The sequence below is a fragment of the Streptomyces apocyni genome (genome assembly GCF_009739465.1).
Classification (GTDB): Bacteria; Actinomycetota; Actinomycetes; order Streptomycetales; family Streptomycetaceae; genus Streptomyces; species Streptomyces apocyni.
In genome coordinates, this window is record NZ_WHOM01000066.1 from 67055 (window position 1) to 81136 (window position 14082).

11 protein-coding genes are annotated in these 14082 nt (G+C 70.4%); 9 read left to right on the forward strand and 2 right to left on the reverse strand.

The features are described 5' to 3' along the window. Positions 1–119: 119 nt before the first annotated feature. Complete coding sequence (locus GCN81_RS21960; RefSeq protein ID WP_156726373.1) at positions 120–3008, forward strand: vitamin B12-dependent ribonucleotide reductase; 2889 nt, start codon at positions 120–122, stop codon at positions 3006–3008. Between the two features lie 105 nt (positions 3009–3113). Here the strand turns inward: GCN81_RS21960 and GCN81_RS21965 are convergent, their stop codons facing one another. Continuing rightward, positions 3114–3638 (reverse strand): TerD family protein, encoded by a 525-nt coding sequence (locus GCN81_RS21965; protein WP_156726374.1) that lies wholly within the window; start codon positions 3636–3638, stop codon positions 3114–3116. A gap of 137 nt (positions 3639–3775) precedes the next feature. On the opposite strand from GCN81_RS21965, the gene GCN81_RS21970 reads away from it, so the two are divergent. From GCN81_RS21970 to GCN81_RS21995, 6 genes are all read left to right on the forward strand, one after another. Beyond that, positions 3776–4381: a YdbC family protein gene (locus GCN81_RS21970; protein ID WP_156726375.1), complete on the forward strand. Its 606-nt coding sequence runs from the start codon at positions 3776–3778 to the stop codon at positions 4379–4381. 39 nt (positions 4382–4420) lie between these two features. Further along, on the forward strand, positions 4421–5080 hold the full coding sequence (locus GCN81_RS21975; protein ID WP_156726376.1) for a histidine phosphatase family protein: 660 nt from the start codon (positions 4421–4423) through the stop codon (positions 5078–5080). A 12-nt stretch (positions 5081–5092) separates the two neighbouring features. After that, positions 5093–6010 carry an ADP-ribosylglycohydrolase family protein gene (locus GCN81_RS21980; RefSeq protein WP_156726377.1) on the forward strand — a complete coding sequence of 306 codons (918 nt, stop codon included), beginning with the start codon at positions 5093–5095 and terminating at the stop codon, positions 6008–6010. A gap of 119 nt (positions 6011–6129) precedes the next feature. Beyond that, complete coding sequence (locus GCN81_RS21985) at positions 6130–7416, forward strand: outer membrane protein assembly factor BamB family protein (protein WP_156726378.1); 1287 nt, start codon at positions 6130–6132, stop codon at positions 7414–7416. Between the two features lie 184 nt (positions 7417–7600). After that, positions 7601–8299: a ribonuclease HII gene (locus GCN81_RS21990; protein WP_156726379.1), complete on the forward strand. Its 699-nt coding sequence runs from the start codon at positions 7601–7603 to the stop codon at positions 8297–8299. Between the two features lie 69 nt (positions 8300–8368). After that, a complete protein-coding gene (locus GCN81_RS21995) occupies positions 8369–9046 on the forward strand; it encodes a hypothetical protein (RefSeq protein ID WP_156726380.1) in 678 nt (225 codons plus the stop codon). A 123-nt stretch (positions 9047–9169) separates the two neighbouring features. Here GCN81_RS21995 and GCN81_RS22000 read toward each other — a convergent pair whose 3' ends face one another. Continuing rightward, the gene (locus GCN81_RS22000) at positions 9170–9835 is read right to left on the reverse strand and encodes a hypothetical protein (RefSeq protein WP_156726381.1); all 666 of its coding nucleotides are present in this window, start codon (positions 9833–9835) and stop codon (positions 9170–9172) included. Positions 9836–10165: 330 nt separating this feature from the next. Here GCN81_RS22000 and GCN81_RS22005 point away from each other — a divergent pair, with 330 nt between their 5' ends. Beyond that, entirely contained in the window at positions 10166–12325 is a 2160-nt protein-coding gene (locus tag GCN81_RS22005; RefSeq protein WP_156726382.1) for a RecQ family ATP-dependent DNA helicase, read from the forward strand. 160 nt (positions 12326–12485) lie between these two features. Then, positions 12486–13880: a DUF4192 domain-containing protein gene (locus tag GCN81_RS22010; protein WP_156726383.1), complete on the forward strand. Its 1395-nt coding sequence runs from the start codon at positions 12486–12488 to the stop codon at positions 13878–13880. Positions 13881–14082: the final 202 nt, after the last annotated feature.

Sequence of the window (14082 nt, forward strand, 5' to 3'; positions counted from 1 at the left end):
CGGCGGCGATCCAAGACCTGCCGAGGGCGACGCGAGCGGCGTCCGAAGCATCAGACATACACCGTGCCAGGGAAGAACATGGCACTTCAGGGCGTTTTAGCCCGATACAGGGAGGCGGCATGACAGAGACGGCGAGCGGCTCAGCGCGAGGTTCCCGGTCCAAGGGAACCAAGGCGAGCAAGGGCCTGCGTATCGAGCGCATTCACACCACCCCCGGCGTGCATCCGTACGACGAGGTGGAATGGGAGCGCCGTGACGTCGTCATGACCAACTGGCGCGACGGCTCGGTCAACTTCGAGCAGCGTGGCGTCGAGTTCCCCGACTTCTGGTCGGTGAACGCGGTCAACATCGTCACCAGCAAGTACTTCCGCGGCGCGGTAGGAACGCCGCAGCGGGAAACCGGTCTGAAGCAGCTGATCGACCGGATCGTGAAGACCTACCGCAAGGCTGGCGAGGAGCACGGCTACTTCGCCTCGCCCGCCGACGCCGAGATCTTCGAGCACGAGCTGGCGTACGCCCTCCTGCACCAGATCTTCAGCTTCAACTCCCCGGTGTGGTTCAACGTCGGTACGCCCCAGCCGCAGCAGGTGTCGGCCTGCTTCATCCTGGCCGTCGACGACTCCATGGAGTCGATCCTCGACTGGTACAAGGAAGAGGGCATGATCTTCAAGGGCGGCTCGGGGGCCGGCCTGAACCTCTCCCGTATCCGCTCCTCCAAGGAGCTCCTCTCCTCCGGTGGCAACGCCTCCGGGCCGGTCTCCTTCATGCGCGGCGCCGACGCCTCAGCCGGAACGATCAAGTCCGGTGGCGCGACGCGCCGCGCGGCCAAGATGGTCATCCTCGACGTCGACCACCCCGACATCGAGGGCTTCATCGAGACCAAGGTGAAGGAAGAGGAGAAGATCCGCGCCCTGCGTGACGCGGGCTTCGACATGGACCTGGGCGGCGACGACATCACGTCCGTCCAGTACCAGAACGCCAACAACTCCGTCCGGGTGAACGACGAGTTCATGAAGGCCGTGGAGACCGGCTCCAAGTTCGGCCTGCGCGCCCGCATGACCGGTGACGTCATCGAAGAGGTCGAGGCCAAGTCCCTCTTCCGCAAGATGGCCGAGGCCGCCTGGGCCTGCGCCGACCCGGGCATCCAGTACGACGACACCATCAACGCCTGGCACACCTGCCCCGAGTCCGGCCGGATCAACGGCTCGAACCCGTGCAGCGAGTACATGCACCTGGACAACACCTCGTGCAACCTGGCCTCGCTGAACCTGATGAAGTTCCTCAAGGACGACGGCGAGGGCAACCAGTCCTTCGAGTCCGAGCGCTTCGCGAAGGTCGTCGAGCTGGTCATCACCGCGATGGACATCTCGATCTGCTTCGCGGACTTCCCGACCCAGAAGATCGGCGAGAACACCCGCGCCTACCGTCAGCTCGGCATCGGCTACGCCAACCTCGGCGCCCTGCTGATGGCCACCGGCCACGCCTACGACTCCGACGGCGGCCGTGCGCTGGCCGGCGCCATCACGTCGCTGATGACCGGCACCTCGTACAAGCGCTCCGCCGAACTCGCCGCGGTCGTCGGCCCGTACGACGGCTACGCCCGCAACGCGACGCCGCACAAGCGGGTCATGAAGCAGCACTCCGACGCCAACGCGCAGGCCGTCCGCATGGACGACCTGGACGCGCCGGTCTGGGCCGCCGCCACGGAGGCCTGGCAGGACGTGCTCCGCCTCGGCGAGAAGAACGGCTTCCGTAACTCCCAGGCGTCCGTCATCGCCCCGACCGGCACCATCGGTCTCGCGATGTCCTGTGACACCACCGGCCTTGAGCCCGACCTCGCGCTGGTCAAGTTCAAGAAGCTGGTCGGCGGCGGCTCGATGCAGATCGTCAACGGCACGGTGCCGCAGGCGCTGCGCCGCCTCGGCTACCAGCCGGAGCAGATCGAGGCGATCGTCGCCCACATCGCCGACCACGGCAACGTGATCGACGCCCCCGGCCTCAAGCCGGAGCACTACGAGGTCTTCGACTGCGCCATGGGCGAGCGCTCCATCTCCGCGATGGGCCACGTCCGCATGATGGCCGCGATCCAGCCCTGGATCTCCGGCGCGCTCTCCAAGACGGTCAACCTCCCGGAGACCGCCACCGTCGAGGACGTCGAAGAGGTCTACTTCGAGGCGTGGAAGCTGGGCGTCAAGGCGCTCGCCATCTACCGCGACAACTGCAAGGTCGGCCAGCCGCTCTCCGCCAAGAAGAAGGAGGTGGAGACGGCCGAGATCGCCGAGAACACCGAGGGCAACCTGCGCGCGGCGGTCGAGAAGGTCGTCGAGTACCGCCCGGTCCGCAAGCGCCTCCCCAAGGGCCGTCCCGGCATCACCACCTCCTTCACGGTCGGCGGCGCCGAGGGCTACATGACCGCCAACTCCTACCCGGACGACGGTCTGGGCGAGGTTTTCCTGAAGATGTCCAAGCAGGGCTCGACCCTCGCGGGCATGATGGACGCCTTCTCCATCGCCGTCTCGGTCGGTCTGCAGTACGGCGTGCCGCTGGAGACGTACGTCTCGAAGTTCACCAACATGCGCTTCGAGCCGGCCGGCATGACGGACGACCCGGACGTGCGGATGGCGCAGTCGATCGTCGACTACATCTTCCGCCGACTGGCGCTGGACTTCCTGCCGTTCGAGACCCGCTCGGCCCTGGGCATCCACTCCGCCGAAGAGCGTCAGCGGCACCTGGAGACCGGTTCGTACGAGCAGTCCATCGACGACGCCGACGCGGATGTCGACATCGAGGGCCTGGCCCAGTCAGCGCCGCGCCACCGGGAGCCGCAGGCCGTCGCCGCGCAGCCGACGGAGGCCGTGCAGGAGGCGCACACCTCGGCCGAGCTCGTCGAGATGCAGCTCGGCATCAGCGCTGACGCACCGCTGTGCTTCTCCTGCGGTACGAAGATGCAGCGGGCCGGGTCCTGCTACATCTGCGAGGGCTGTGGCTCGACCAGCGGTTGCAGCTGACCTGACCAGCAGGTGAGCACGTGAGCAGGTGAGCAGATGATGACGGGGATCGGCCGCGAGGCCGGTCCCCTTCATCATGCCCGCTGGCGTCATGCCCGCTGGGCCTCAGACGCCGCCCATCAGCCGGGCGAACGCCACCGGGTCGGCGTCGAAGCCGCGGAAGATCTCGTGGAACTCCCAGCCTCCCGAGCCGGTCCGGGTGAACTTCGCGACGGTCGCCGACGACGCGGAGGCCAGGTCGGTGAAGTCGCGTAGCAACAGCTCGTGGTAGGCCTCACGCACGCGTACCCCGACGTTCGCGACGTCGCCGAAGGTCTTCTCCGGCCTGTGCTGCTGAATGACCACGCCGACCACCACCAGGGTGTACGCCGACGCCAGTCGGTTCAGCTCCAGCGTCATGACCTCGTCGTAGCCCAGGCCCTGGCCCGTTCTACTCGTACGCGCGAGGTTGATCGTGCCGTCCGGGGACCGGCTGTCGAGATGCACCAGGTATCCGGGCCGGTCAGCAGGGTCGTCCGCGCGGTAGGTCGCGGCGACGATGTCGAGGTGGTGGGCCGGTGTGCCAGCGGCACTCGGGTCCCACTTGAGGCCTACTTCGATCTTCCCCTGCCCCACACTGAGACCGCTCATCGGGCTTCCCCCTCCGCAGAACCACACCGCTGCGCCAGCACACGGCTTTCTCTGATGAGACACGCTACGCCGCACGACTGACAAGGGAGCGGTCTTGCACGGTACTTCGGCGATCTGGCGCACCGTACGATGGCGCGGTGCTGGTCAAGTGGATTCGCTGCACTGTTGGGGACCGCCGTGGTTTCGAGCGGGGGCAGCGGAAATGGGCGGGGCTTCTCGGGGAGCCGGGGTTCAGAGGACAGGGCGGTGGGTGGAGCCGGGGGCGGCCGGACATCGCCCATGTTTTCGCCTTCTGGGAGAGCCGGGCGTTCTACGACTCCTTCATGGCGCGCTCACACGATCGGCTCCATGCCGCCCAGGTTGGGACGTACAAGGACATACAGGTCAAGCTCTTCGATTACCGCTTCGATGTGAAGACGGGCTTCGAACCGCGATTCACGGGTGTGGACGTGGTCCGGGTGGCGCACTGCCGCGTCCACGAGGAGCGGGTGGAGCACTACGCCCTGATGCAGGAGAAGGTCTGGAATCCGGCGATGGCGGGGTCGCCGGGCATGGTCCGTGGGCTGTTCGGCGAGGCGCCGGGGCACGAGTTCCTGGTGCTCTCGATGTGGGACTCGGCCGCCGAGTACGGCAAATACCGCGCTGAGCGCGTGGAGCGGCTGACGCTGCGGGCCCAGACGGCGACCGATGTGGCGGCGCTGACGGGGGACATCGTCCAGCTCGAGCCGTCGTGGACGGTGTGAGCCAGCGCGGTGGGGCGCGGCGCGATCTAGGGTTTCCGCATGGCACGACCTCGGCGCATCGTCCTCGTCCGGCACGGGCAGTCCGTCGGCAACGTCGACGACTCGGTGTACGAACGCGAACCTGACCATGCGCTGCGGCTCACCGACCTGGGGTGGGCGCAGGCCGAGGCGATCGGGAAGCGGCTGCGCGAGCAGTTTGACGGCGAGCGCGTGAGCGTCTATGTGTCGCCCTACCGGCGTACGCACGAGACCTTCCGTGCGTTCCACCTCCCGCCGGAACAGGTGCGGGTCAGGGAGGAGCCACGGCTTCGCGAGCAGGACTGGGGGAACTGGCAGGACCGCGACGATGTGCGGCTGCAAAAGGCGTACCGGGACGCGTACGGGCACTTCTTCTACCGCTTCGCGCAGGGTGAGTCGGGCGCCGACGTGTACGACCGGGTGGGGGCGTTTCTGGAGAGCCTGCACCGGAGTTTCGAGGCCCCCGACCATCCGCCGAACGTTCTGCTGGTCACGCATGGGCTGACCATGAGGCTCTTCTGTATGCGCTGGTTCCACTGGACGGTCGCGGAGTTCGAGGCGCTGTCCAACCCGGGCAACGCCGAGGTGCGGATGCTGCTCATCGGGGAGGACGGGCGGTACACCCTGGACCGGCCGTTCGTACGGTGGCGCGAGCCTGAGACGTATGACCAGACCCGCTAGAGTGGCAGGGCGATGATCGCTGACTCGTCTTCTGACCCGCGCCTTGAGCGTGCCCTGGCCAGCCTGCGCGGGCTGGCGGTGGGGGATGCCCTCGGGGCCCAGTTCTTTGTGCCCGCGAACTACCCGCTGCTGAAGCGGCGGGAGGTACCACCAGGGCCCTGGCCGTGGACCGACGACACCGAGATGGCGTCCTCCGTGCTGTCCGTCCTCGCCCGTCACGGCCGCATCGACCAGGACGCCCTGGCGCGGTCGTTCGCCACGCATCATGACGAGGGCCGGGGCTACGGTCCCGCCGTGAGCCGACTGCTTCAGTCGCTCGAGGGCGGTGGGGACTGGCGACAGCTCGCCTCCGCGATGTTCAAGGGGCAGGGGTCGTGGGGGAACGGCGCCGCGATGCGGGTCGCCCCGCTGGGCGCCTGGTACGCGGACGACCCGGAGCAGGCCACGCACCAGGCGGAGATCTCCGCGTATCCCACGCACCAGCACCGTGAGGGCGTCGTGGGCTCCATGGCGGTGGCGGCGGCCGCGGCGCTGGCGGCCGCGCCGAGCGGACCGCCCACGCCCGAGGCGCTGCTGGACGGGGTGATCGCGCTGATTCCGCGCAGCGCCGTGGGCGCGGCCCTGCGGCGGGCCCGGGACATGCTCGACTACGGCGACGCGACGACGGTCGCCGCCGTACTCGGCTGCGGCCGCCGTACCTCCGCGCATGACACCGTGCCGTTCGCCCTGTGGTCGGCGGCGAGGGGCCTGGGAGACTTCCAGCGGGCCTTCTGGGTGACCGCCCAGGTGGGCGGCGACATGGACACCACCTGCGCCATCGTGGGCGGCGTGGTGGCGTCGGGGCGCGGCGGGCTGGGCTCGGAGCCGCCTGAGCTGTGGCGGGAACGCACCGAGAAGCTGCCCGACTGGATTCCGGTCGAGGTGGGCTGACGGACCGAGTGATCGATGATCTCCCCTATGGTCATGTTCATGAAGAACATAGGAGGGGGATCTCGGTGAGGTTCGTACGGGCAGGCGGACGGGCATATGGACGGTCATCCAGGGGCGGCGTGGTCCTGACCACCGCCCTTGCGGCGGCCCTTGTGCTCACCGCGTGCGGGGGGTCGGACGGCGATGAATCGAGTCCAGGGAAGAGCGGTGACCCGAAAGCCGCGGGTAAGCCCCCCGCCGCGGCCGAACCCGAGATCCGGGAATTCGACGCGCCGCTGCGCTTCTCGGTGGACAAGCCCATCTCCCTGCCTGGTTCCGCGGGGGAGGGGAAGGTCTCCCTTGGCGGACTGCAACACCCCCTGCCGGTGACGCTCCACAAGGGAGTCGCCTTCATCGCCCGGCCCGATGGCATGGAGGTATTCAACGGCTACCGGGCCAGCGACCCGGTGATGATCACACCGGAGCACGAACCCCTCGTCAGGATCGAGGACCTGGGCCCCCTGGTCGGCGGAAACCCGGCCGAGGCTCCGGTGATCGCCGAGCACGGCGGCAAGACGTTCGCCCTGAGCAGCTTGGTCGCGAGTGTGCCGGGGTCCGGGACTACCAAGGGACACCAGGTGGTGGAACTCATCGCCGTCGATACCGCTCAGGCGACCAAGGCCTGGTCGGTGGAGATCGAACTGGGCGAGCGCCACTACTCGGCTGACGAGGACGAGACCGAGGTGGTCGGCTACAGCGGCGACATGGTCGTGGTGTACGCGCAGAGCCAGGTCTTCGGCGTGGACCTGGGCAGTCACCAGAAGGTATGGGCCGCGAAGGGCACGTACGCCAAGGCTCCCGTGCTGGTCGGGGACACTGTGGTCGCCGAGACCACGGGAATGAGCGAGGGCCGTCCGGTGGGCCTGAGCCTGTCCGACGGACGGCAGAAGTGGACCATGGAATCCGTCAGTCCGGACGGGCTGGCCGTGGCGGGGAAGGCCACCGTGATGGTGTCTGGCTACGACAGCGAGGCCCAGGGACGCCGCGGTCTGCTGGTCGACGCGGCGACCGGCAAGCGGGTGCGCGCGTACGAGGGCAGGATGCGGGCCGAGGGCTGCGCCTACGACGGGGTGTCCACGACTGTCTGCGGCGACGGGGGCTCGGCGGTGGCCTACGACTCCCAGACGGGCGAGGCCCGCTGGACTCTGCCCGACGATGCCCAGGGCCGGGTGGCGCCCAAGGTGACCCTGGTGCGCGAGGGGTTGGTGTACGGAACCACCGAGAACGGTCCCGTCGTCATCGACGCGATGACCGGCAAGGACAAGGAAGCCCAGCCGGGCGTCGCGCCCTATGTCACCGATGGGTACGTCGGGATCGGCCTGGCCGAGGAGGACAAGGCGGTGACGGCCTACCGTACGGCGGGCTGATGATGGGCTGGCGGCGGGCTGGCGGCGGGCTGAAGACGGGCGACGGCGGGGCGTACGGCGCCCGTCGGGGGCGTACGGGAGCGCGTACCGCACCGCGGTATGTGGGAGCGAACGGCCGAAGTTGACAGGTCAGCGCCCCCCGGGGTGTCGCTTGAGCTTCTAGCGGCGTACCCTTGCTGGCGCCATGCCGTACGAAGCACCCACCCACACCGTCGAGCGCTCCCTTCGCGCCACCACCGGAGCCAAGGTCATCGCTGGTGTCGACGAGGTCGGGCGAGGTGCGTGGGCGGGCCCGGTCACCGTCTGCGCGGCGATCACCGGGCTGCGTAGGCCGCCCGAGGGGCTCACCGACTCCAAGTTGCTCACCGTGAAGCGGCGCAACGAACTGGCCGAGGTGCTGACGGGCTGGGTCACCGCCCACGCGCTCGGCCACGCCTCCCCGGAGGAGATCGATGCTCTGGGGATGACGGCCGCCCTGCGGCTCGCCGCGGAGCGCGCTCTTGAGGCCCTGCCGGTACGACCGGACGCGGTGATCCTCGACGGCAAGCATGACTACCTCGGTGCCCCCTGGCGGGTCCGTACGGTGATCAAGGGGGACCAGTCCTGCGTCGCGGTGGCCGCCGCCTCAGTGATCGCCAAGGTCCGCCGTGACGCCATGATGGCCGAACTGGGTGTCGAGCACGCGGACTTCGCGTTCGCGGCCAACGCCGGATACCCATCTCCGGTGCACAAGTCGGCACTTGAGGAGCAGGGGCCGACTCCGTACCACCGGCTCTCCTGGTCGTACCTCGACGGGATGCCGCGGTGGCGGCATCTCAAGAAGACGCGCGTGCCAGTCGGAGCCGGTCCGGAAATCGAGGGGCAACTCGGCTTCGATTTCTGACACTATGCCGGTCGCACGTATGTGCCACCCGCTGGTGCGGTTCGCACCGGCGTTTGATAGACAACCTTCATGCCTCTCATTCCCGAGGAGCCTCAGATTCACGAGAGCGCCCAGGGTCCCCGCGCAACTCCGGCCAACGGCCGCAGTGCGCCGACCCCCCGTCCTGTCCCCGGTCCCCGCCCCGCGGCACCGCCGCGTCCCGGACGGCCGGGCCCAGCCCGGCCCGCGCCGCCGGCCCAGCGCACCGCGCGCGAAGCGGCTCCCGGCGCCCCGGCCGCTGCTGCTCCAGCCGGTGGCGGCGCCGGTGCCGCTGCTGGTGCCGCTACTGCTCCCGGTGCTGGTGCCGGTGCCGGTGCCGCGCCGCAGATCCAGCTGATCCCGGCCTCCGCCGAGGGTGCGTTGGACGCCGCGGAGGAAGCCGTCGACCTGCTGCTGGACACCGGCCGTGCGCCCAGCGACATCCTGGTGATCACCACCGGCGATCCGCACCCGTGGGCCACACACGAGCTGTCCTTCGGTCAGAGCGCCTACTGGGCCCAGCACGACGCCCGCGACGACGTGTTCTACGCCGCCGCTGCCGACGCGGGCCGGGCCGCCACCCGTCCCGTGGTCGTCGTCGCCGTCAACGGCGGTTCCGACGACGCGGCCGCTGGCGCGCTGCCTCTCGCGCTCAGCCGGGCGGGCGCCCTGCTGATCGTGTGCGGCGACCCGCGGCGCATCAACTCCGTGCTTGGCGTGGGTGTCTGACCCCTCCCCCTGATGGCGGCCGGTTGCCTTCCGGCCGCCCGGGAGAGGTCCGCGGCGTGAGGTACGGCGCTGGCGCGGTGGTACGGCGTCGGCGGGGCGGTACGGCGTTGATGTGCCGCTCGGTCAGCGAGCGGTGGCCCGGCTCAGCGAGGTCGGTGCCCCGCCGCCCCCGCCTGCCGCGATACGTGGGGCCCTGGGTGCGGTGCCGTTGAGCGCTCGCCGTGCCTCGGCGGTCTCGGCGGCCTGGGCGTGCGGTCGGCGTCCGGCCCGCCCCTCCCCGAGCACCTGCCACCCGTCGTGGGTCAGCGTGATGTAGGCGCCGCAGCGGAGCCCGTGCAGCGTGCAGGCATCCCGTAGCCCCCACATCCAGGCACCGTCCTCCTGGGTCCAACGCGCGTCGCCCTCGCGGCAGAAGAGCAACACCGCCGTGCGTACCGGCGTGCGGCGCCGCAGGTCGTGCGGGATGACCCGGCGCAGCTGGGCCAGCAGGGCGTTGCGGCAGACCCAGCCGTCGGCGGTGGCCGACGCGCGCCGGGCGAAGGACGCGCTCGCTCGGAGCCGTTCCTCCTGGTCGAGTACGGCGACCACAGCGGTGTCCGGCGTGGGCAGGTGGCGCGTATGCAGGCTGCTGACGACCTCGCGTGGGTCACGCAGCAGGGGGATGCCCGCGGCCGCCCACTCCGAGGGCTCGAGCATCCGGGCCAACTGGTTGGTGGCGGCGGACATCTCGGCGGTGATCGGCGGCCGGGTCGCCGATGCCGCCGGGGGCGGAGCGAATCCGAAGGTCACGGTCCTCCCTTCGGCTACGCGCCCACACCTGCGGGCGGGATCGGGCGGTGGGTGCGCGCACTGCGGTACAGCCCTGCCTGCCACGGAAGAGCCGCATGGGGAGCAGCTTCGATTCTCGTCGTCGCACCGGTGCCAGGCAACGAGGAATTGGCGACGGTGACCAGAATCAGCGGGCAGGTCGGCTATATCCCTGCCCCTATCCCTGCCCCGGCTCACCCTGGTTGACGCGCGGCAGCCCCGCACCGCGAGGACCAGCGGCAACACCTCGACGTTCGGCTGTCACGCTGGGTGAGTTCGCTGATTGTCAGTGCCATCGGGTTGCATGGGGGCATGGACGATCTGGAGCTGCGCACAGAAGCCGACACCATCCTCGCTGAGCTCGTCGGTGACCCCACGGGGCGGGCGCGGCTGCGGGAGGACCAGTGGCAGGCGGTGGCGGCCCTGGTGCGGGAGCGTCGGCGCGCTCTGGTGGTGCAGCGGACCGGCTGGGGTAAGTCGGCCGTGTACTTCGTCGCCACGGCTCTGCTGCGTCGGCGTGGATCGGGCCCTACGGTGATCGTCTCGCCGCTGCTGGCGTTGATGCGTAACCAGGTCGAGTCGGCGGCGCGTGCGGGTATCCAGGCGCGCACGATCAACTCGGCGAACCCGGAGGAGTGGGACACCATCTACGGGGAGGTCGAGCGCGGCGAGACCGACGTCCTCCTCGTCAGTCCGGAACGTCTCAATTCGGTTGATTTCCGCGATCAGGTGCTGCCCAAGCTGGCGGCGACGACGGGTCTGCTGGTGGTCGACGAGGCACACTGCATCTCCGACTGGGGGCATGATTTCCGGCCGGACTACCGTCGGCTGCGGGCGATGCTGGCTGAACTCGCCCCTGGCGTGCCGGTGCTGGCCACCACGGCGACGGCCAACGCGCGGGTCACCGCGGACGTGGCCGAGCAGTTGGGTACGGGTGCCGGGGAGGCCCTGGTGCTGCGGGGCGCGCTGGACCGGGAGAGCCTGCGGCTGGGGGTGGTCCAGCTGCCGGATGCCGCACATCGCTTGGCCTGGCTGGCCGAGCACCTGGACGAGCTGCCGGGCTCCGGGATCATCTACACCTTGACGGTGGCCGCGGCCGAGGAGGCCACCGCTTTCCTGCGGCAGCGGGACTTCCGGGTGGCCTCGTACACGGGCCGCACAGAGAACGCTGACCGGCTGCAGGCCGAGACCGACCTGCTGGAGAACCGGGTCAAGGCGCTGGTCGCCACGTCGGCGCTCGGGATGGGCTTCGACAAGCCGGACCTGGGCTTCGTGCTCCATCTCGGCTCGCCGTCCTCGCCGATCGCGTACTACCAGCAGGTGGGGCGTGCGGGACGCGGTGTCGAGCACGCCGATGTGCTGCTGCTGCCGGGCAAGGAGGACGAGGCCATCTGGCGCTACTTCGCCGATACGGCCTTCCCGCCCGAGGCGCAGGTTCGCCAGACCCTCTCGGCCCTCGCCGACGCGGGGCGGCCGTTGTCCGTCCCGGCCCTGGAGGCGTTGGTGGATCTTCGGCGCAGCCGACTGGAGACGATGCTGAAGGTGCTGGACGTCGACGGCGCGGTCAAGCGCGTGAAGGGCGGCTGGACCTCCACCGGCCAGCCATGGACGTACGACGCCGAGCGGTACGCCTGGGTCGCTCGGCAGCGGGCCACCGAGCAGCAGGCCATGCGTGACTACGTGAGCACCTCCCAGTGCCGAATGGAGTTCCTGCGCCAGCAGTTGGACGACGAGGGGGCCACGCCGTGCGGCCGCTGTGACAACTGCGCCGGGGCCTGGGCCGACTCCGCCGTCTCGGCGGACACGCTGACGGGAGCGGAGCGGGAACTGGACCGCCCAGGAGTCGAGGTCGAGCCGCGCCGGATGTGGCCGACGGGGCTGCCCGCACTGGGCATCGACCTCAAGGGACGTATCCCGGCCACGGAGCAGTGCGCCACCGGGCGTGCCCTGGGGAGGCTTTCGGACATCGGCTGGGGCAACCGACTGCGCCCGCTGCTGGCCGAGAACGCGCCGGATGGGCCGGTCCCCCACGATGTCCTCCGCGCCGCGGTAGCGGTACTCGCCGACTGGGCCCGCTCTCCCGGCGGCTGGGCGACGCAGGGCCCGGACGCCGCTGCCCGGCCGGTGGGAGTCGTCGCTGTACCGTCCCTGTCCCGCCCACAACTGGTCGCTTCCCTCGCCGAGGGCATCGCGACCATCGGCCGCCTCCCGTTCCTGGGCACCCTGACGTACACCGGCCCGAGCGGCGAGCACACGGCACGCCGCAGTAACTCGGCCCAACGCCTCAGGACCCTGTCCGGCGCCTTCACCGTCTCCGATGAACTGGCTGGCGCCCTGGCCCAGTCCCCGGGTCCCGTCCTGCTCGTCGACGACTACACCGACTCCGGCTGGACCCTCGCTGTCGCCGCCCGCCTCCTGCGCAAGGCAGGCAGCGCACAGGTCCTCCCCCTGACGCTGGCCGCAGCGGGCTGAGCCGGGCCGGACCAGTTCCTCGCTCATGCGTCTAGGAAACCCGACGGCTCTGACATCCGGCGGCTGACTGCGCCGACCTGTGGATAACTTCTGTCGCGACCGCGCCAAGGGTTATCCACAGGCTCAAGCGGGGTTTGCGATTCCGCGGGAGAGTCGGCGCATGACGAATCACAGCGAAGCCGCCGACCGTCCCGGCGAGCAGATCACCCTGCGTGGCCCGGGCGAACTGGCCGACGCACTGCAGTATCTGATGGGTTTTCGCCCCGACGACAGCGTGGTCCTGGTCGCCCTGCACGGCGAGCGAGGCTGCTTCGGCGGGCGGGTCCGCCTGGGCATCCCCGAACAGGAGCAGGACTGGCCATCCGTCGCCGAGCAGCTAGCCCAGTGCCTGGTCAGCGGCAGCGAGAGGCGGAACGGCAAGCCGGACGGCATCGTTGTCTTCCTCTGCCGGGAACCCGCGGAGAAGGAGGCGGGCCACGCGGTCATGGAGCGCCTGCGGCCGCTCGCGGAAGCCCTGCGTACGGCGTGCCGGGCACTCGATGCCCCGGTGGTCGAGGCGCTCTGCCTTTCGGACGGACGGTACTGGTCCTACGTCTGCCCCGAGGGGCGCTGCTGCCCGGAGGACGGTACGCCTATGGCGCTGCCCGGCACATCGGTCATGGCGGCCACGGCCACGTACGCGGGTATCCAGATGCGCGGCAGGTTGCGGGAGATGGAGGTGAGGCTCGCGCCGTTGCAGGGCGGCGTGGTCGCGGAGCAGGAGCGAGCGCTCGACGCGGCGGGCATGGCGCTGATCCCTCGCATGCTGGATGACGTCAGCCGCGATCAGGTCGAGGACGACACGGTGGCACTGGCCCGTCTGATCATGGCGCGACTGCGGGCCGCCCCACCGGCGGGCGCCGCACGGCAGGGCGACGCGGGGGACGACGCGCTGCTCGGGTCCGACGAGGCCGCGAGCCTGATCATCGGGCTGCAGGACCGATGGACCCGTGACCGGGTGGCCCAGTGGATGGAAGGCGAGCAGGCGGCGTCGGCGCTTCGGCTCTGGCGGGCACTGGCCCGCCGCTGCGTTGGCCCGTACGCGGAACACGCGGCGGCCCCGCTGACCCTCGCGGGGTGGGTCGCCTGGTCGCTCGGCGACGAGCCAGAGGCCAGAATCGGTCTCGGCATGGCGCTGCGGGTCGATCCCCGCTACACCTTCGCCCAGCTGCTGCACCAGGCCTGCAACGAGGGCCTGGACCCGGAGGCCCTGCGGAAGTGCCTTCGCGGGGACCGTGACGGGCGTGACGGGCGTGACGGGCGTGACGGGCGTGACGGGCGTGACGGGGGCGACGGGGGCGACGGGCGTGACGCGGAAGGCGCGGCGCCGAGGCGGCCCTCCTCGCATACGGCGGGGGACCCCACCACCCGGCGAGGCAAGGGACGCCCGGGGAACATGAGCGGCCCGCAAGGCCCCGCGTGCACGAAGAGGGACAGCGGCCCGCGCGCCAGCGGGGATGCGCCGGGCCGCACCCGACGGCGCACCGGTGGGCGCGGTACGAGGAGCGGGAGGTGACCAGCCAGCGCGGCATGCGCCGGTGCGCTGCCCCGGGGTGCCGGTGGGCGGCGCGCCGCACCCTCGGCCCGCCAGCCCCGAGTACCTGCCGGTGCCGAAGCCGGTGCGGGGGAGGGCCGCGGGGTCGGCACGCGAGTCGGGGAGAGGGCCGCCAAGATCGGTACCCCACGTCCGTGGCCGTGGCTGGCGCCCCGCGGTGCGG